Consider the following 19,941-nt stretch of genomic DNA (forward strand, 5'->3'; position numbering starts at 1 on the left):
CTCCTTTTCAATGTGCTAATTTTTAGTAGACAAAGCTAGATTCAGTTAAACACGCATGATAGATTGCTTCAACATCTGATTCAGCTAGTGGAACAAACGCATCTATTTTGATTGTACTATGCGCCACTGCTTGTTTTGCCATCTCTGCAAATTTGTCTTTCTCAATGCCAACTTCTGGCAGGGTCATAGGTATTCCACATGATTTGAAGAAATCATAAGTTGCTTGAATCCCTTTTTTCGCTGCATGCATTGGGTCTTTCTCGTTGATTCCCCAAACGTTATGTGCAAACTGAGCAAATTTCGTGACTGTTTTTTCATTAAGAACATAGTCCATCCAACGTGGAGTCAAAATAGCCAGTCCAATACCATGTGTAATGTCATAAAACGCACTTAACTCGTGTTCCATCGCATGACAAGACCAAACACCATGTTTGCCGTTTCTTGTTAAACCGTTCAACGCCAAGCTACTTGACCACATCAAATTCGCACGCGCATCGTAATCTTCAGGTGTTTCAAGCGCGATTGGACAGTTTTTGATTACAGCGCGCATCAAGCCTTCCGAAACAAAATCTTGTACATCCGTTCCTTCTGTTATATTGAAATAACTTTCAAATAAATGACTCAATATATCCGCAGAACCTGCTGCTGTTTGATAAGCAGGTACCGTAAAGGTATTTGTAGGGTCAAGGAAAGATACTTTTGGGATCATTGATGGTCCACCAACACCTAATTTTTGGTTGGATTCTAAATTTGAAATAACTGCACCCGCGTTCATTTCACTCCCTGTTGCTGCTAATGTTAAAATTGTGACGATCGGTAATGCTTCACCTTGATAGCCTTTTCGTGCAACGATAATATCCCATGGGTCTTCTTCGCTATAGAAACCTGCCGCTACTACTTTGGCACAATCGATTGTTGAGCCACCACCTACGGCCAAAATAACATCAATATCATTTTCACGACACAATGATACACCACGACGAACTGTTTCGATACGAGGATTAGGCTCTACACCGCTCAATTCAACAACTTTATTTTGATTTTTTTCGAGCAGATCGATTACTTGGTCATATAAACCATTTTTCTTAATACTGCCTCCACCATAAACTATAAGAACTTTTTTTCCATATACATCCAGTACATCTGTTAGCTCTGTTGCTAAACGGTCTTTCCCAAAACGAATATCTGTTGGTACATAAAATCTGAAATTATCCAATTTTTTTCCTCCGTTCAATTTAGGTTTCTTATTCTATGATAATCTATCAAAAAAGAGTGTCAAGAAAAACAACCCTCTGGATCTAATCACTTGAATTACAGTATAAAAACAGCTCCGTCAAAAAGCAGGAGCTGTTTCACTAATTATTTTACTAACTATTGATCGCAGTTTCTAAACCTACTTCGATCATATCATTAAATGTCGTTTGACGTTCTTCAGCAGTAGTTTCTTCACCCGTTACTAAACTATCACTAACAGTCATGATTGCCAAAGCTTGCACATCAAATTTAGCTGCTAGATAATATAACGCTGCAGCTTCCATTTCAATAGCTAACACACCTAATTTACCTAACTCAAAAACACCATCCATGCTGTCTTTATAAAAGACATCATCGGATAAAACATTCCCTACATGGGTAACAAACCCTTTTTCTTTTGCGGTCGTATATGATTTAAGCAGCAAATCAAAATCAGCGATTTGTGGGAAATCATATTTAGGAAAGTCATTACGGATCATTGACGACGGTGTCGCTGCCGCTTGTGCAATCACTAAATCTCTTACATGTACTTTCTCAGAAATCGATCCGCAAGTCCCCACACGAATCAATTTTTTCACGTCATAAGAGTTGATCAGTTCATGGGCATAAATCGTTGCAGAAGGCATACCCATCCCTGTTCCTTGAACTGAAACACGCTCACCTTTATATGTCCCTGTATACCCCAACATTCCTCTTACTTGGTTGTAACAGACTGGATTTTCTAAAAATGTTTCGGCGATATATTTCGCGCGTAATGGATCTCCTGGTAATAAAATTTTATCTGCGATTTCACCTGGTTTTGCTTCGATATGAACACTCATATTTTTTCTCCTTTATACTAACTCTTTTATAGTTCAGCCAATGTTGCCTTGATCAGTTCTTTAAATTGGGCTTTAACACGTTCTGTCGTTTCAACAACTTCTGCATGATTTAAGCTACTTTGCATACCAGCAGCCAAATTAGTGATACATGAGATGCCCAACACTTTTAAGCCACTGTGCGCAGCAACGATCACTTCTGATACTGTGGACATTCCAACTGCGTCCGCACCCATCACACGAGACATGCGAATTTCAGCCGGTGTTTCATAAGTCGGACCAGAATAGCCCATATAAACACCTTCTTGTAATGGAACATTTTGCTCTTTTGCCACTTTTTTAGCAATTTCAAAGTAAGCAGGCGTATACGCATGACTCATATCTGGGAAACGTGGTCCCATCGCTTCATCATTTTCCCCAATCAATGGATTATCACCTGTAAAGTTGATATGGTCTGTGATCAACATCAAATTGCCTGGTGTGAAGTTTTCATTCACCCCACCTGCAGCATTTGTCACTACGATTGAATGTGCTCCCATCGCGGCCATCAAGCGAACTGGATACGTTACTTTTTGCATTGAATGACCTTCGTAATAATGGAAACGTCCTTGCATTGCTAAGACTTTTTTTCCAGAAAGTGTTCCATAAACTAATTTACCCGCATGTCCAACAACTGTGGAAACTGCAAAATGTGGAACTTCTGAAAATGAAATTGCGATTGCATTTTCTACTTCGTCTGCCAACTCGCCTAAACCAGAGCCTAAAATTAACCCAAAATCAACTTCACCAACACCTTTTTCCTTTAAAAATGCTGTTGTCTCTTTTAACATTTCACCTAATTTTGTCATCATTTATCTCCTATACCAGTTTATTTAAAAAGCTTTCGCCATTTTCTGTTTTTGGAACAGTGAAGTTTTCAGCGATAGTCGCTGAAATATCTGCATAATGACCTTGAGGCAAGCTACCTTGACCAGTCATTTTTTTACTATAAACTAATAACGGAACATATTCTCTTGTGTGATCTGTTCCAGGAAAAGTTGGGTCATTTCCGTGATCAGCTGTGATCATTAGTAAATCATCGTCTTCCATAGCATCAATGATTTCAGGAAGTCTTAAATCAAACGCTTCGATAGCGTGAGCATAACCAACTACATCACGACGGTGACCATATAATGCATCAAAATCCACTAAGTTCGTAAAACTTAATCCTTCAAAATCACGTTTCATTACGTTGAGCAATTGATCTACTCCGTCCATGTTGCTTTTCGTACGAACAGAGTCTGTAATGCCTTGACCATTGAAAATATCATTGATTTTTCCAACAGCAATTACTTCTTTGTCGTTATCTTTTAACGAGTCAAGAACAGTTTGTCCAAATGGATCTAATGCATAATCATGACGGTTACTTGTTCTCGTAAAGTTACCTGGCTCACCAAGATATGGACGAGCAATGATACGCCCGATCATATAAGGTTCGTCTTTGGTAATGTCGCGAACATACTGACAAATACGGTATAATTCTTCTAACGGAATAATTTCTTCGTGTGCTGCGATTTGTAGCACTGGATCAGCAGATGTGTATACGATCAAGTCTCCTGTTTCCATTTGATGTTGTCCGTAATCATCAATAACTGCTGTACCACTATAAGGTTTATTACAAACTATTTTCCGTCCTGAAAAATCTTCGATTTGTTTTAACAATTCTTCCGGAAAGCCATCTGGAAACACTCGGAAAGGTTTTTGGATATTCAAGCCCATAATTTCCCAATGCCCAGTCATCGTATCTTTTCCTACTGAAATTTCTTCTAATTTTGTTGCATATCCTTTATGATCAACCACTGATTCTACATTATGAAGAGGCGCAATCGTTCCAAGACCTAGATTTTCTAAATTAGGTATTGTTAAACCTGCTTCTTTTGCGATATGTCCTAAAGTATCACTACCAACATCGCCAAATTTCTCAGCATCAGGCGCTTCCCCAATCCCGACTGAATCCATCACTATTAAATGTACACGTTTAAACATAACCATCCTTCTTTCTTTGTATTTGGTAAAAAACGTTGAAAGCCAGTCCTGCAAAACCAACATAATCACTATTTAGAAAAAGGGCGCGACTTCAGAAAATTTCCCATAGCCCACCCTTTTAAACTAACTTTATTTTGATTTGATATAATTTTTCCCAATCGCTTTAGGTCCAGATGCTTTTCCTAAGAAAACAACTAAAACGACAATTGTTAACACATATGGTGCTGCTTGTAAGTACACAGCTGGGATCGATGAAATGATCGGTAAACTTGACCCCGCAATACTGATATTTTGAGCAAATCCAAAGAATAAGGCTGCTCCCATTGCACCCAATGGATTCCATTTACCAAAAATCATCGCCGCCATCGAGATGAACCCTTGACCAGCAATTGTTGTTACCGCAAAACGTCCAGCAATCGTTTGAGCAAATACAGCTCCTCCGATGCCGCCTAAAAATCCTGAGATCAAAACGCCTGCATAACGCATCACGTAAACATTGATTCCAAGTGTATCTGCCGCTTGAGGATTTTCACCAACTGAACGAAGGCGTAACCCAAAGCGTGTTTTAAATAATACGAACCACGAAAGAATGGCTACTAAAATCGCCACAAAAGCTGGCAATGTTGTTTGCTTGAAGAATAGGTCTCCTAAAATCGGAATATCCTTCAAAATCGGAAATGAAAAGTACCCAAATGATTCTGTGATCGTATCCGTTTGTCCTTTTCCATAAATTACCTTGATCAAGAAAATTCCTAGCGCAGGTGCCATTAAGTTGACCACTGTTCCGCTGATGATATGATCTGCTCTTAAATTGATTGTTGCAACCGCGTGAAGCAGTGAAAACAACATTCCTACTAAACCACCGACCAAACAAGCTAGCCAAGGTGTTGCTGCCCCAAACGTTTCAGCAAAGGTTAAATTAAATACTACTGAACTGAAAGCACCCATAACCATAATACCTTCAAGCCCTACATTTACAATCCCACTACGCTCAGAAAAAGTCCCACCTAAAGCCGTGAAGACCAAAGGAGTAGAATAAACCAAAGTTTGTGTAATAATCGGCGCCAATACAGCGATTAATGCAATATCCATTAGATTTTTCCTCCTTCTTGACTTGTGGGGTCTGTTTTTCCATCTAACTCTTCAACAATCGCAACTTCTTTTTTACTACCTGAAGCTTTTGCTAATAGGAAGCGAATTAAATAGCTGATTGCCACAAAGAAAATGATTGCCGCAATCACGACATCTACTAATTCAATCGGAACACCTGCACGAAGCGGCATTCCTTGCCCACCAAGTTTCAACACACTAAAGAGGATCGCGGATAAGAATATCCCTACCGAGCTACCTGCTCCAAGTAAAGAAATAGCCATTCCATCGAAACCAATACTCAATGAAGAGCCTTGAACAAAGAAATTACCAAATGTTCCAAGGCCAAGAACTACACCACCAAGACCTGCTAATGTCCCTGAAATAACCATAGACATTACAATTGTTCGTCTACTACTCATACCAGCGTATTCAGAAGCGAATGGGTTCAACCCAACTGAACGAATTTCATACCCCAATGTCGTTTTCTTCATAAGGAACCAAATTAAAACTAAGAAAATAAGTGCCATAAAAATCCCAATATTCAAACGTGACCCACTACTCAATTCTTTTAAGAAGCCTGTACGTAAACTAGCATTTTCGCCGATTACTTTTGTAACTCCTTTGTTTGTCATATAATCCTTTGACATCACATTGTTCACGATATGAGTACTTGTATAAAGGAAAACATAATTCAACATGATCGTAACGATTACTTCACTCGTCCCAAAGAACGCACGCAATAGTCCTGGAATAGCGGCCGCTAATGCCCCAGCTAACGCTCCAGCAAGTACTGCCAACGGTAAAACAACCATGCGAGGTGCATCCGGCATAGCCAGTGCGACCCAAATACTAGTTACCCAGCCACATAATGCTTGCCCGGAAAGCCCAATATTAAAGAATCCAGCTGAATTCGCTACAGCAAAACCTAATGCTGTAAAGATCAAGGGACCTGCCGTCACAAAAATTTCTCCAATACTTTTGGGACTTTGAAAAGCAGTTTTCAGCATTGCTTGATAACCCGTAATCGGATCTTGACCTGAAATCAGCATAATAATTGCACCAAGAATGAACCCCATCAAAACCGATAAAATAGGAACCAATATATTTCGTATTCTTTCTGATCGATTATTCAACTGCCTCACCTGCCTCTTGACTTAATTCTGCTCTGGCTTCTTCCAATGAATATCCAGCCATCAATAATCCTAACTCATTTTCGCTTGTTTCTTTTGGATCAACGATTCCGACGATTTTTCCAGCATGAATAACTGCAATACGATCAGAAACATTTAAAATTTCATCTAATTCAAAACTGACCACCAACACCGCTTTGTCTTTGTCTCGTTGCTCGATCAATCGTTTATGGATATACTCGATAGCACCTACATCTAACCCACGAGTTGGTTGAGAGACAATCAGCAAATCAGGATCACGATCGATTTCACGTGCAATAATTGCCTTTTGTTGATTTCCACCTGATAATGCTTTAGCAGGAACTAATTCATTTACTGTTCGAACATCGTATTCTTCTATTAAACGACGTGCGTAGGAATTGATTTGATTGTAATTTAAAACGCCGTTAGTACTTAGTGGTTTTTGGTAGTAGGTTTGCAACGCAATATTTTCAGCTAATGTCATATCCAAAATCAGACCATATTTATGGCGGTCTTCCGGCACATGCCCTACACCTGCTTCAGTGATTTTCCGAGGATTTTTATTCGTAATCGCTTCACCTCTAAGTTCAACTGAGCCACTTTCTGCCTTACGCAAACCAGTTAACGCTTGAATCAATTCTGTTTGACCATTGCCATCAATCCCTGCGATCCCAACGACTTCACCAGCACGAACATCTAAACTAAGACTTTTAACAGCGTTTAACCCACGACTTTCTTTAACCACTAAATCTTTGATTGAAAGAACTACTTCTTTAGGCTCGGCTACTTTCTTTTCTGTTTTAAACGAAACGGAGCGGCCTACCATCATATCAGCTAATTGCTGCGAAGAAACGTCTTTAACGTTCACTGTATCAATACTTTGCCCGCGGCGAATAACCGTACAGCGATCTGCTACTTTTTTGATTTCATCCAATTTGTGCGTGATCAAGATGATTGATTTTCCTTCTTGAACAAGTCCGCGCATAATGTCGATCAACTCATCGATCTCTTGTGGGGTTAAAACGGCTGTCGGTTCGTCAAAAATCAACACGTCTGCTCCACGGTACAACGTTTTCAAAATTTCTACACGTTGTTGCGCCCCAACAGAGATGTCACGAATATAGGCACTTGGATCTACTGATAAGCCATATTGTTCCGAAACCCGTTTGATTTCCGCTGTTGCTTTCTTACGATCCAATACACCAACATTCGTTGGTTCACTTCCAAGAATAATATTCTCCGTTACTGTAAAAGCATCTACCAACATAAAGTGTTGATGGACCATCCCTATCCCTAAACGATTCGCTGCAGTCGGTCCATTGATCGATACTTTAGAACCATTCATAAAGATTTCCCCCGATGTCGGTTCTAACAAACCAGATAAAATATTCATCAAGGTAGATTTACCCGCACCATTTTCTCCAAGCAACGCATGAATTTCTCCAGGCCGAACAGTTAAGTTGATATTGTCATTGGCCTTAAACGTTCCAAACTGCTTAGTGATATTGCGCATCTCAATTACAAAGTTTTCCTGAGCCACATTTTTCACATCCTAACGATTTAATCACTTACACTTGCACCATTTGATACGGTACTTCTAAAAAAATAAAGTAGCTTTTAGGCTCTTAAAGAAAGAAAATGAGTCGTTCAACCATTCGTTTTCTTTCTTTAAAGGCTTAATAAAATCTTAGCGCCGCTACTGCAGCAGCGCTAAGCATTCAAAACTATTCTTTTACGTCTTTTGGTACTTCTGGAACAGTGATTTTTTCAGCAATAATTTCTTCTTTTGCTGCGTCAACTGCTTTTTGTGCTTCGTCTGATAAATAGCCTTTTGTCAAATCAACTCCGCCGTCTTTCAAACCGTAAACTAAGTGTTCGCCGCCAGGGAATTTATCTTCTAAGGCACGGTTAGAAATATCTTGTACTGCAGCACCTACACCTTTAAGTGTTGATGTTAAAGTGAAGTTATCTTCTTTACCGTCTTTAGTTTTGTATTTACCTTCTTTATCTTGGTCGCTATCTACACCGATAACCCAAACTTTGTCTTTTGATCCAGTTTCATTCAAGTCTTTCGCTTCTTGGAAGACTCCTTGTCCTGTACCGCCTGAAGCGTGGAAAATAATGTCAGCACCTTTTTGGTACATAGAAGCAGCTAACGCTTTTCCTTTGGCAGGATCTCCAAATGAAGCAGCATATTCGATTTCAACTTTAATGTCTTTGTTCAATTCTTTCGCAGTATCAATAACACCTTGATGGAAACCAGCTTCAAAACGGTCGATAACCGCGCCTTCTTCACCACCAATGAATCCTACAGTGTTTGTTTTTGTTGTGTGTGCTGCTGCGACACCAGCTAAGTAAGAAGCTTCTTGGTCTTTAAATGTTGCAGAAACTACGTTGTCTTTGCCTTCAATAACACTATCAATGATACCAAATTGTGTATCTGGGTTTGCATCTGCTGCTGTACCAATAGAATCAGCTAATAAGTAGCCAATACCAAAGACTGTTTTAAATCCGTTAGAAACAGCTGTATCAATATTTGTCACATATTCTGAAGCATCGTTTGATTGAATATAATCAAAACCATCTGCTCCTTTTTTAAGATCATGTTCTTTCCCCCAAGCTTGTAATCCTTCCCAAGCTGATTGGTTAAATGAACGGTCATCTACCCCACCAATATCAGTAACGATAACAACGCTATGGTCAGCGTCCCCACCTGCTGATTTTCCATCTGTTGAATCTTTTTTCCCTCCACCACATGCTGCTAGTGCAACTGTTAATGCTAGTGCAGTCAAGCCAAAACCAAATAATTTTGCTTTTTTCATCTCTGTAAAGCCCCCTAAAATAGTTTTATATTTTCAACAGCCGGATGACTGAATGAAACAAGATAATAGTGAAACAACTCTCTCTTCGGTCGTTTTGAACTTTTTTCAACATCAAAATAACGATTATTTGAGAGGTTTGGTTCATGTAGCTAGATCTTGCAATGCCACATGTACAGTAGTGTAACCAGATCTTATAAATCTTTTTCCGTAAAGGCATATGGTAATAGCGCGCCAACAGTTGTTTCTTTCATTACGCCATGCTCGCCAACTAACGTGACTGTCATTTCAGGCGCACAAAATTCAGCCATTACTTGTCGACATGCACCGCATGGAGAGATTGGCTCAGGTGTGTTGCCGGCAATCACTAGATGCTGAAAATCACGTTCCCCTTCTGATACAGCTTTGAAGATCGCTGTTCGTTCCGCACAATTTGTCAATCCGTATGAAGCATTTTCGATGTTAACGCCTTGATAAGTTTTTCCCTCTTTAGTAATCAGGCATGCCCCTACTGGAAAATGAGAGTAAGGGACATAAGCTTTTGTCAACGCATTATCCGCAATAGCTAACCATTCTTGTTTTGCTGTCATTTGCCCGCCACTTTCTTCTTTAGATTAATAGCCTGCTCCAGTTGAACCTTCCATGATAGCAACTCCAGCACTTGTACCAATACGTGTAGCACCAGCATCGATCATCGCTTTGGCTTCAGCTTCGTTATGAATACCACCTGAAGCTTTAACGCCCATGTCTGGTCCCACTGTTTTGCGCATTAATGCAACATCTGCAACCGTTGCGCCACCTGTTGAAAAACCTGTTGATGTTTTAACGAAATCTGCTCCTGCTTCTTTCGCTAACTCACAAACTTTGATTTTTTCTTCATCCGTAAGTAATGCAGTTTCAATAATTACTTTTACTAACGCTTTGCCTTTCGCCGCTTCAACAACTGCTTGAATGTCTTTCAACACTTTTTTGTATTGCTTAGATTTCAAAGCACCTACATTGATGACCATGTCAACTTCAGTTGCACCGTTATTGATTGCCTCTGTGGCTTCGTACGCTTTGACCTCTGATGTGTTGGCTCCTAAAGGAAAACCAATTACTGTACAGACATCAACCGATGTTTCTGCTAAGTGTTCTTTTGCTAATGCAACCCAGCAAGGATTGATACAAACAGAGAAGAATTCATATTTTTTTGCTTCTTCTATGATTCGTAAAACATCCTCTTCCTTTGCATCTGCCTTTAAAATAGTGTGGTCGATCATTTGATTTAATTCCATTATTTTTTTACACATCCTTTATGCTGTTATTATATCATGAATCAGCTCAGGTTCAGTTCCAGAACTGCCGATTTCGATATTTTTATATAAAAGTTCTTTTACGTTTTCGATTGAATCTGAATTTGAATAAATCGTTAACAAGGACTCGCCTGATTTAACTGGCATACCGACTTTTTTGTGCAACTTGATTCCAACTGCATGATCGACTTCATCTTCTTTCGTTGCACGTCCTGCACCTAAAAGCATTGCTGCGATACCGATTTCATTTGCCACCAGTTTTTGAATGACGCCAGATGTTTTTGCTGGTAACTCTATTTGGTATTTAGCTGTTAATAACCGCTCTGGATCATCAACGATACTTTCGTCGCCACCTTGGTTACGAATCATTTCTCTGAATTTGTCTAATGCTTTACCTGATTCTAATGCTTCTTTTAGCATGGCACGCGCTTCATCTAACGTATCAGCTTTCTTAGCTAAAACGACCATTTGACTTCCTAAGATATAGCACATCTCCATTAGATCCTCTGGGCCTTTACCTTGAAGTGTCTCGATAGCTTCGACCACTTCTAAGCTATTGCCGATTGCTTCACCAAGCGGTTGAGACATGTCTGAAATTACCGCCATCGTTTGACGGTTTGCTAAGCGTCCGATTCGTACCATTGTTTCAGCTAAGCGGCGTGCTTCATCGATATTCTTCATAAAAGCACCTTCACCAGTCGTCACATCTAATACAATCGCATCCGCTCCAGCAGCAATCTTCTTACTCATGATAGAACTTGCAATCAATGGAATCGAGTTGACTGTCGCTGTCACATCACGCAATGCGTACAACTTCTTATCTGCTGGCGCTAAATCACCTGACTGACCAATAACTGCCACATGACTTTCGTTCACCAACCGAATAAACGCTTCATCAGGTATTTCTACATGAAATCCTGGGATTGCTTCTAACTTGTCAAGCGTACCGCCTGTATATCCAAGACCTCTACCGGACATTTTCGCAACACTTACACCAACACTGGCAACAAGAGGAGCTAAAATCAAGGTTGTTGTATCTCCAACCCCACCAGTAGAATGTTTATCTACTTTGATTCCTTGAATTGATGAAAGGTCGATCATTTCACCTGAATTAGCCATAGATAATGTCAGGGTCGTAATTTCTTCATCCGTCATATCTTTGTAAAAAACAGTCATCAAAAATGCACTCATTTGATAATCGGGAATATCCCCTTTTGTGTAGCCAGAAACTATAAATTGAATTTCTTCATCTGTTAAGACTTGTCCATCTCGCTTTTTCTCAATCAAATCTACCATTCTCATGCTTTTTTCCTCCGAATCAATCCCCAAGGATGTATTATACACTAAAATCATTCAGGTTAAAACCTTTTAGTAAAACAGTTTACTAACGCTTTCATATTTTGAAAACGCTTATAACACGAACATTAAATCAAATCCGTCAACTTGTCAATCGATTTCGTACTATTTCTTAAAATAAATGTCGTATCAAAAATTTTATTTGGTATTTTTGTCTCTGGATCATTGATTGCTTCTACCAAAAATTGCGCCGCATAGAAACCAATATCAAAGCTAGGTTGATAGACGGTTGTTAACCCTGGCACTAGATATTCCGAAATTTCTAATCCATCAAAGCCAATAACAGAAATGTCCTCCGGGATTTTTTTGCCACACTCTTCAATTGCCTGATAGGCGCCCATCGCCATTTCATCATTCCCGCAAAAAATAGCCGTAATCTCTGGATTCTTCAACACATTTTTAGCTGCAGTGTATCCTCCACCTAAATTCAAATCACCATTACTCATATATTCTTCTCTTATGGGTATCCCGTTATCTTTCAATGCGTGTTGATACGCTGTTACTCGTTCTGTCAGCTGATAGTAACCTTCATTTTCTTTTAACATAGCAATATGTTCATGCCCTTGGTCGATCAATGAACAGACCGCTTGGTAAGCGCCCTCATATTCTTTCACGATCAAACGACCACTTTCTCGCGGATTGATTCCTCGGTCAACCAAAATCACAGGTACTTTACGCTTATTTTTATTTCGCAAAATATGATTCTCCGGCAAAATATTTGGTGTAGCAAAAATAATTCCATCCACGGAACGATGCACTAATTCCGTAACATACTGCGCTGCCTTCTCTTCATCATGCTTAGAATTGCACAACAATATCATGTAGCCTAATGAATTCAAATAGGTTTCTACACCTTCAATCACTTTCGCAAAGAAAAAATCCGTCACATCAGGCACGACCATACCGATTGTTTGAGAATGACGTGTAATAATGTTAGACGCAAAATAATCTGGCTTATAATCATATTCTTCTACTACCGCTAACACTTTACTTCTGGTTTTCTCACTAAATCGACTTCCCTTATTATTAATGATTTGAGATACTGTTGTGACCGATACTCCAGCCATATCTGCAATTTCTTTAATCGTTAATTTCATACTCTGTTCTCCCTTTACTGACAAGACCTACCAACCATGTCAACGTTTTCAAAATTGATTTCGAATGATTCTAGTTTATCAGAATTCTACAGAATAAAATAGCTTAACCAAAAATTTAAATATATGCACAATTAAAAAGGAGCTTTAATCAGCTTTTTTATTTAACTAAAATACGTTTCGTTCCAGCTTTCCTGCTTTACCAGTTATTCGTCAGCATCAACAAACCAGGTATCCAGCACGTAACGATCCCTTCAAAAATCGCAAAATACAGAACTGGCTTGCCTATTTCTTTTTTTAAGACGTATTCAATAAAGCCCGTCAGCCATAGCATTCCCCACGACAACCAAATCAGTGCAAAACGCCAGTCACCATCTACTGCATAAGAAATATAGGCTGCTGGAATTGTGTTCACTGCGACAAACAAAGCAAAAATTCCATAAATGCGCATATCCAGATCAAAAATATAAATTAAGCCAACCATTAAATACGTGAATGCAAACAAATAGCCTGTCCCAGCATCATAATAGGCTCCTCTAATTAGGTAGATCGTATTGATAATAAACGACAAACTTCCTGTAAGCAGATTGATCAATCCGGTTGATTTCTTGTCCACACCGACTAATCCACAATACCCATTACTAATCAAAGTGATCGCCACAAATAATAATCCGACACCTAGCAAAAAAATCCCTCCAATAACGAAACGTTAACTTTCTACTGCACTATTTTACTGTAAAACGTACGAAAAAACTACTATCCTTCCCAAATCACCATTTCTCATATTGACAGCGCGAGTTTCCCATGTTAAAGTCTTCAAAATACTTATCGAATAAGACTCAAAACTACACAAGAATAGAGAGGATGATATCGTGAACCGCGAACAAGTCAAAAAATTACCTAAAGTAGAACTGCACTGCCATTTAGATGGCTCCATCCGTCCTGAGACCTTACGAAAAATTGCAGAACCTCAAGGTATTTCCTTACCAGAAGATCCTGAACAATTAAAAAATTTGTTGGTCGCTCCAGATGATTGTCAAAATCTAAATGATTACTTAAAACGTTTTGATCTTGTTTTATCTTGCTTACAAACCGAAGATGCTTTAAAAACAGCGGCAATCGATATCATTAGTCAAGCAGCTGAAGAAAACATCCGCTACATCGAGGTTCGTTTTGCCCCTTCTTTCCATACTGAAAAAGGCCTTTCTTTGCCGAAAATCATCACCGCCGTTTTAGCTGGTCTTGAGTACGGACAACAGCAGTTTGGCGTAAAAAGCAATGCACTTTTATGTGGTATGAGACATGAAGACTTAGCCGACATCGAAAAAATTGTCCATTTAGCGGAGGAATTCAAAACTGCTGGCGTTGCTGGATTTGATCTTGCTGGAAATGAAATAGACTTCCCTCCTTACACATTTGAAGAAACGCTTGGTTTAGTCAATCAATTGAATATTCCATTAACTCTTCACGCAGGCGAGTGTGGCTGCGGGAAAAATGTAGCAGATGCCGTACATTTAGGTGCCAAAAGAATTGGTCATGGGATAGCTGTGAAAAATACGCCTGAGTATTTTTCACTACTGAAAGAACAAGATGTCTTGATCGAAATGTGCCCAACAAGCAATTTCCAAACAAAAACAGTTACTAAACTGGCGGATTATCCATTTAAAACTTTTCTTGATGCAGGAATTAAGGTTTGTATCAACACTGATAATCGCACTGTCTCTGACACAACCTTGACAGATGAATACATGAAACTCCATGAATGGTATGACCTTACCTATGCAGATATGGAGCAATTAAACCACAACGCTGTCAATGGCGCTTTTCTTTCTGACCGTGAAAAAGAACTTTTGCACGCTCTTTTGGTAAGTAGTTATTGATTCAAGTACTGTAAATTCCATTTTAAAAAGGTTGGACCATAACTCAAAGAGTTATAGCCCAGCCTTTTTTTAACGAACTACTTATTTACGGCTTTATGATCCCTGTTTGATCAACTCCAATAATTTGCCAATCGTAAATCCGAGCTGTCTTACCGTTTTGTTCTGCCTTTTCTAAAGAAAGTTTGACATATCTCGCTTCGACCAGACTGATTGCATCTTTACTCTGATTTTCTGTATTTCCTCGATGCTGCACAACAGGTATCCAATCGTTTCCATCTCGACTCACCAAAATATCATAGTCACGCGTATTCCAATCTGAACTCTCGCCGCCAGCTCCAGCATGAAAAAGCTCAAACCCAGAGATTGTCTTCACCGCCCCTAAATCTGCGATCATCCAAGGTTTTTCAGTTCCATTATCACACCACTTTGTTTTTAACTCTCCATCTAAAGCAAAACGATAACTTTCACTTTCGTTTGTATAGCCAGAACCTTGAGTAGCAGTTGTCGTTGGTAATACAGCTAAGTTTTCTATGTTGATTCCTGCGTTTTGATCATAAACATGCAGATAATTTTCTTTGATTACTTCTGTTTCACCTGATCCATTAATGGCTGTCGCTTTCACAGTATAAACACCCGACTTTTCAAAAGAAAATGATACTTTTTCTCCTTCAGCTGTTTGTGGTGTTGCACCTATCACTTCCCACTTGACCTTCTCTGTAGATTTTGATACGTCTGCTGACAATGTAATGGTTTCGTTCACTGACACGAGTGTACTACTCGCGTTGACTGTTATTTCTGGTTTTTTCATCGCTTCAAACGTATAAACCGCAGCACTGCTTTTCCGTTGTTCTTCTCGACCATAACTATCTATTGGTACTACTAGATAACGAGCAGTGTCTCCTCTTCGTTCTTGATTCAGTAACGTATACGAAGTATTAGCTGTTTCCCCTTCAAATTGCAATTGCCCATCCACTTCTCGATAAATACGATAAGAAGTAGTATTTTTGCCTTTTGTTTCCCAACGCATTCGGATACTTTCCGTAAGGTCATCCACAATCGTTTTCCCGGTAAATGTTAGCTTCTTCACTGGGCTAACGGGTACTGTTTTTTCTTTTCCCATTCTCAATTGACCTAAATAAATGGACGTCGATTCTGTTGATGGATTCTTCACTGTTAGACCAACTGCTGTGATTACTTTGTTAGCGGCTGGTTTCAATGAATAGTTCGTTTGGACCCAGCCGTTTTCAAGAGTTTGTTGTGTTCCTTGAATGATCAACGGTTGTTCTTTTCCTTTTAATTCTAACCCTAAAGATATTTCAGAAGGGCCTTTCGTCACAATCGACGCGGTGTCAGATGCATTGGCTTTTATTTGCGTTGCGTATAGATTGATGAACGTTTGTTTCCCCGCTGTCATTTGTCCTGATAACTTGATTGAAGACCCACCATTAAACGCATCTTCATAACTAATCGCTGCCTCTAATTGGTTCCCCTCTTCATTATCAATCACCCAACGGTATGTTGGCATTACGTCTTGAATACTCCTATTATTAAACGTTCCCTCTTTGACTTTTGACCCATTTTTATAAAAGGCATCACCATTTCCCACATTAAAGTTCGTTACAAATGGCAGACTTGTCACTGGGGTCTTTTCGACGTAGTAGCGAGATACACCTTGCCATTCATTTTTTGAACTTTCAACGGCTCTAGGGTCACCTTGTGGATTAATCCAAAGGAGTTTTTCATTTTCCCAATATTTATCAACATCATATTGTCCACCATCTCTTAATGTCCAGTCTGGGCAATAAAGTCCTAACGAAACTAGAGGCGTCCCATCTTCACCCACAATACTACTTGGTTTCCGTCTAGTATTGACGCCAGACGCCTGAACATCGATTCCTGCAAAGAGATCGTAAGGGTCCCTATTCAATTGAACAGCTTTGGCATTTGAGGTAGCTAATTCTCTCCAACGAAAATCAATAAATAATTTATCTGAGACACGTTTTTTTCCGTCTTGAAGATAGCCTTGATTGTTATCATTTAGCGCACCTTGCCAGTCTACAGCACCACTTGGAACCATAGAATCATACCAAATAACTTGTTGATTTTTTGGTTTACGTTCTTGTAAATAGCGCATAAATTCTTTCATTGCAGTGGCCGTTTGTTCATTGACATTGGTTTCTTGATTAATAAACCAGCCATCAAATCCATACACAGAAGACATTTCTAAAAGCTTATCTGCCATCGGAAAACGACCTTTTCGATCTTTTTGCACAAATTGTTCCACCCATTCACTTTTGCCCCCATAGGCTTCTGGCGGAAAGAAGACTGTTCCAACCACGGGTACTCCATTTCGATGTGCCGAATCCGTCACATCCCCGCTTGGCGGAACAATGATCCCTTCACCTGATGAACCTGCCCAAGCAACTAAGGTGTCGATGTATTGCCAATTCGTAAAATTATAAACAGCCTTCTCTGTCCCTCCTTGAGAAGGGGTTCCTTTCGTGTGACGATTCACGATCGCAATCGATAATACTTTAGCCTTTGTACTCTGATCACCATTCATTTTCTTGCCTTGTACGCGAGTGGCTAGTGGAACTTTTGAACTATTAAACGGTGCATCTGGATCACTTTTAGGGTTCCAACTTAGCAAAGTTTCAGGAAACAAGGCCGTAGATTCTGGGATTTGATCAAATTGTAACACTTCATTTTCTTGATTGATTCTTACTTCTGCAGGGTCTGCATACGCCGTTGTCGTAGCGAGCAGATTTGTCCCAACACCAAAACCAACTAAAGCAGCCGAACAGCAAAACACATTTTTCCACGTTTTCCTTTTCAATGAATGAACCTCCTTTAATCATTTGCTTATAATTTCAGCATTATTCATTCTCACATAAAATGTTAACGCTTTCTCATCGTTGTATAAATAGACAAACTATAGTATTTATATCAAAAAGTATAGGTTTGATTTGCGATTAATCATACAACGTCATAAAAATGAAAAGAGAAGCCTTCCATTAGTTCTTTTAGCTCTTCGATAATGGCTTTTTCGTCTTTGGCTTCTGGCAAGTCACACCAAACAGCTAATGAGATCCCTTTGATTTTATCAAATTGGTCGATTGAAATTCTCTGCTTTGAAGCAAATAAAGTCGGTTGCCACTCTTTTTTGATTTTCTCCGCAGTAGGATAAATATATCCTGCATTTTCACCTAAAACATAGTACAGATAGTTATCATTCACATTCACAACTGAATACCCTTCGTCTAAAAATCGTTGTACAGGAGCCATCTCCTTTTGCCACTTTGTCCAATAAGTAATCTCTATATCTTTTGTTAACGTCGTGTTTTTACCAGATCTAAGAAATGCATCATTCCAAACTCTAGGAATAAAACCATGTCTTGAAACGAAGGTCGCAACAGTGTTAACGTATGCTTCAAATTTTCTTATTCCATCGTTCCTTAATGTCGGATACTGTTCAAATTGATTAAAATCAACAAACTCATCGGCTCCAATGTGAAAATAACGACTAGCTACAAATAAGTCCATAAACTCCTGATACAGCGAAAGTGCGAAAGTCACTGCATGTTCATTCGTTATATCCAAAGCAGATGGAACTTTTTGCAGTTGTAAAAGTGAATGTTCTTTAGTCAATTGCCATTGCGGAAAGTCTTTTAATACGTGTGCCATATGTCCTGGCGTATCGATATCTGGAATAATTTCAATGTGCAAATATGCGGCATAACGAATCAATTCCGTTACTTCTTTTTTTGTCAGAAATTTTTCTGAAACAAGCTGTGGATGACGACTTGATTCAATCCGAAAACCTGTATCTTCAGAAAAATGTAGTTGTAGAAAATTACAGCCATTAAATGCCATCTCCTCTAAAATCTGATGTAATCCTATAGGAGAAAAATACTTTCTACCAATATCGATCATGACAATGCGTTCTGCGATAACTTCATGAATGGTTCCAAATTCGATTTCATCACCAGTTCTAATTTTTTTGGCTAAATACATTGCACCACGAAAAGCTGAAAGTGAGTTAGCGGCATTGATCACCACCGCCTTCATCTCTGTTATCACAAAAGAGGTCGTTGAAATTTCTGCAAAAGTAATCGCAATGTCCGCTTCATCAAGACTCTCTATAAAGCGGCAATGTTTATTTAACAGTTTTACGTATAAATAGGCAATCTTTTCTTGTTCTTTTTCAAACAGCGGATCAAGATAAATGGCGATTTCCTGTACATCCGAGAAATGTGTAACTTTCCCACTCTTCATTTCAACCCTCTTTTTTCTTGGCCAATAACAAACATCCTATCGTGCCACTATCATCGCCCAAATCGCAGCCGACAATATACTCTTCTAAAGGTGGCAATGAAACATATCCGCCCACTTGCACTTTCAATGATTCACGAATCAACGGAAAGAGCTGTTGCTGTTTCATTACTCCTCCACCTAAAATAATTTTTTCTGGCGAGAGTACCAATGTGTAATTCAGTAATGCTTGCGCCAAATAAAAAGCTTCTATTTCCCATACCTCATGATTAGATGGTAATGATTGTCCTTTGGTGCCCGTTCTTTTCTCCAATGCTGGACCTGCAGCTAATCCTTCTAAACAATTATCATGATACGGGCATGTGCTTTCAAGCTTATCATTTGGGTACCGCTGAACCGTGATATGCCCCATTTCAGGGTGACTAAATACTTCCAACACTGCACCGTTTACAACAGCTCCTCCACCAATACCCGTTCCAACTGTTAAGTAGATACAACTTTGCGTTTCTTTACCAGCACCTAGATGCATCTCGCCATATGCAGCCGCATTAACATCGGTTGTCCAGGCAATCGGGATATCGTAACGCTCTTTCAATCTGCCTAAAAGGTCCACATTTCTCCAACCATGTTTCGGCGTCGAAGTAATGTAACCATACGTATTTGATTTACGATTCACATCAATTGGCCCGAATGAGCCCACTCCCATCGCTTTCAATTCATACTCATCAAAAAAATCAAAAACCTGTTTTAGCGTCTCTTCTGGTGACATTGTTGGCAAACTGATTCGTTTGATAATAGTCAAGGTTTCATCTGCAACGGCACAAACAAATTTTGTGCCGCCCGCTTCAATCGATCCATAATAATCCATCTAAGTATCTATCCTCC

General features: G+C 39.3%; 17 protein-coding genes. 1 reads left to right on the forward strand and 16 read right to left on the reverse strand.

All coding sequences use genetic code 11. The annotated features are described in order from the left end of the window. Positions 1 to 22: 22 nt before the first annotated feature. The 13 genes from I586_RS11150 to I586_RS11210 form a co-directional block, all read right to left on the reverse strand. Complete coding sequence (locus tag I586_RS11150; RefSeq protein ID WP_010766241.1) at positions 23 to 1,216, reverse strand: iron-containing alcohol dehydrogenase; 1,194 nt, start codon at positions 1,214 to 1,216, stop codon at positions 23 to 25. A 151-nt stretch (positions 1,217 to 1,367) separates the two neighbouring features. Further along, on the reverse strand, positions 1,368 to 2,075 hold the full coding sequence (gene deoD / locus I586_RS11155; RefSeq protein WP_010766242.1) for a purine-nucleoside phosphorylase: 708 nt from the start codon (positions 2,073 to 2,075) through the stop codon (positions 1,368 to 1,370). Between the two features lie 26 nt (positions 2,076 to 2,101). After that, positions 2,102 to 2,920, reverse strand: a complete 819-nt coding sequence (locus I586_RS11160) for a purine-nucleoside phosphorylase (RefSeq protein ID WP_010766243.1) — start codon at positions 2,918 to 2,920, stop codon at positions 2,102 to 2,104. Positions 2,921 to 2,930: 10 nt separating this feature from the next. After that, positions 2,931 to 4,097, reverse strand: coding sequence for a phosphopentomutase (gene deoB / locus I586_RS11165; RefSeq protein WP_010766244.1), 1,167 nt, complete (start codon positions 4,095 to 4,097; stop codon positions 2,931 to 2,933). Between the two features lie 129 nt (positions 4,098 to 4,226). After that, a complete protein-coding gene (locus I586_RS11170; protein ID WP_010766245.1) occupies positions 4,227 to 5,189 on the reverse strand; it encodes an ABC transporter permease in 963 nt (320 codons plus the stop codon). Continuing rightward, positions 5,189 to 6,322 carry an ABC transporter permease gene (locus I586_RS11175; protein WP_010766246.1) on the reverse strand — a complete coding sequence of 378 codons (1,134 nt, stop codon included), beginning with the start codon at positions 6,320 to 6,322 and terminating at the stop codon, positions 5,189 to 5,191. The genes I586_RS11170 and I586_RS11175 overlap by 1 nt, the downstream gene beginning before the upstream one ends. After that, positions 6,315 to 7,880: an ABC transporter ATP-binding protein gene (locus tag I586_RS11180; protein ID WP_010766247.1), complete on the reverse strand. Its 1,566-nt coding sequence runs from the start codon at positions 7,878 to 7,880 to the stop codon at positions 6,315 to 6,317. Before I586_RS11180 ends, I586_RS11175 begins: the two co-directional genes overlap by 8 nt. A gap of 184 nt (positions 7,881 to 8,064) precedes the next feature. Continuing rightward, a complete protein-coding gene (locus I586_RS11185; protein ID WP_010766248.1) occupies positions 8,065 to 9,162 on the reverse strand; it encodes a BMP family lipoprotein in 1,098 nt (365 codons plus the stop codon). A 191-nt stretch (positions 9,163 to 9,353) separates the two neighbouring features. Then, a complete protein-coding gene (locus I586_RS11190; protein ID WP_010766249.1) occupies positions 9,354 to 9,749 on the reverse strand; it encodes a cytidine deaminase in 396 nt (131 codons plus the stop codon). 24 nt (positions 9,750 to 9,773) lie between these two features. After that, a complete protein-coding gene (gene deoC / locus I586_RS11195) occupies positions 9,774 to 10,436 on the reverse strand; it encodes a deoxyribose-phosphate aldolase (RefSeq protein WP_034702399.1) in 663 nt (220 codons plus the stop codon). Positions 10,437 to 10,454: 18 nt separating this feature from the next. Next, positions 10,455 to 11,756 (reverse strand): pyrimidine-nucleoside phosphorylase, encoded by a 1,302-nt coding sequence (locus tag I586_RS11200; protein WP_010766251.1) that lies wholly within the window; start codon positions 11,754 to 11,756, stop codon positions 10,455 to 10,457. Positions 11,757 to 11,878: 122 nt separating this feature from the next. Then, positions 11,879 to 12,907: a LacI family DNA-binding transcriptional regulator gene (locus I586_RS11205; protein ID WP_010766252.1), complete on the reverse strand. Its 1,029-nt coding sequence runs from the start codon at positions 12,905 to 12,907 to the stop codon at positions 11,879 to 11,881. Positions 12,908 to 13,103: 196 nt separating this feature from the next. Then, a complete protein-coding gene (locus I586_RS11210) occupies positions 13,104 to 13,589 on the reverse strand; it encodes an AmiS/UreI family transporter (RefSeq protein WP_010766253.1) in 486 nt (161 codons plus the stop codon). 187 nt (positions 13,590 to 13,776) lie between these two features. Here I586_RS11210 and add point away from each other — a divergent pair, with 187 nt between their 5' ends. Beyond that, positions 13,777 to 14,784 carry an adenosine deaminase gene (gene add / locus I586_RS11215; protein ID WP_010766254.1) on the forward strand — a complete coding sequence of 336 codons (1,008 nt, stop codon included), beginning with the start codon at positions 13,777 to 13,779 and terminating at the stop codon, positions 14,782 to 14,784. Between the two features lie 85 nt (positions 14,785 to 14,869). Here add and I586_RS11220 read toward each other — a convergent pair whose 3' ends face one another. The 3 genes from I586_RS11220 to I586_RS11230 form a co-directional block, all read right to left on the reverse strand. Further along, positions 14,870 to 17,620 carry an endo-beta-N-acetylglucosaminidase gene (locus tag I586_RS11220; RefSeq protein WP_010766255.1) on the reverse strand — a complete coding sequence of 917 codons (2,751 nt, stop codon included), beginning with the start codon at positions 17,618 to 17,620 and terminating at the stop codon, positions 14,870 to 14,872. Between the two features lie 140 nt (positions 17,621 to 17,760). Next, positions 17,761 to 19,059 (reverse strand): family 20 glycosylhydrolase, encoded by a 1,299-nt coding sequence (locus tag I586_RS11225; protein ID WP_010766256.1) that lies wholly within the window; start codon positions 19,057 to 19,059, stop codon positions 17,761 to 17,763. Between the two features lies 1 nt (position 19,060). After that, positions 19,061 to 19,924, reverse strand: coding sequence for an ROK family protein (locus I586_RS11230; protein ID WP_010766257.1), 864 nt, complete (start codon positions 19,922 to 19,924; stop codon positions 19,061 to 19,063). Between the last annotated feature and the right edge of the window lie 17 nt (positions 19,925 to 19,941).

Source organism: Enterococcus moraviensis ATCC BAA-383 (assembly GCF_000407445.1).
Taxonomy (GTDB): Bacteria; Bacillota; Bacilli; order Lactobacillales; family Enterococcaceae; genus Enterococcus_L; species Enterococcus_L moraviensis.

What these genes read in the sequence shown, in the direction of transcription:
- deoB (WP_010766244.1), bottom strand. Translation starts at nt 4,097, where the DNA reads ATGTTTAAACGTGTACATTTAATAGTGATGGATTCAGTCGGGATTGGG.
- deoD (WP_010766242.1), bottom strand. Translation starts at nt 2,075, where the DNA reads ATGAGTGTTCATATCGAAGCAAAACCAGGTGAAATCGCAGATAAAATT.
- I586_RS11205 (WP_010766252.1), bottom strand. Translation starts at nt 12,907, where the DNA reads ATGAAATTAACGATTAAAGAAATTGCAGATATGGCTGGAGTATCGGTC.
- I586_RS11230 (WP_010766257.1), bottom strand. Translation starts at nt 19,924, where the DNA reads ATGGATTATTATGGATCGATTGAAGCGGGCGGCACAAAATTTGTTTGT.
- I586_RS11225 (WP_010766256.1), bottom strand. Translation starts at nt 19,059, where the DNA reads ATGAAGAGTGGGAAAGTTACACATTTCTCGGATGTACAGGAAATCGCC.
- deoC (WP_034702399.1), bottom strand. Translation starts at nt 10,436, where the DNA reads ATGGAATTAAATCAAATGATCGACCACACTATTTTAAAGGCAGATGCA.
- I586_RS11190 (WP_010766249.1), bottom strand. Translation starts at nt 9,749, where the DNA reads ATGACAGCAAAACAAGAATGGTTAGCTATTGCGGATAATGCGTTGACA.
- I586_RS11160 (WP_010766243.1), bottom strand. Translation starts at nt 2,920, where the DNA reads ATGACAAAATTAGGTGAAATGTTAAAAGAGACAACAGCATTTTTAAAG.
- I586_RS11185 (WP_010766248.1), bottom strand. Translation starts at nt 9,162, where the DNA reads ATGAAAAAAGCAAAATTATTTGGTTTTGGCTTGACTGCACTAGCATTA.
- I586_RS11200 (WP_010766251.1), bottom strand. Translation starts at nt 11,756, where the DNA reads ATGAGAATGGTAGATTTGATTGAGAAAAAGCGAGATGGACAAGTCTTA.
- I586_RS11170 (WP_010766245.1), bottom strand. Translation starts at nt 5,189, where the DNA reads ATGGATATTGCATTAATCGCTGTATTGGCGCCGATTATTACACAAACT.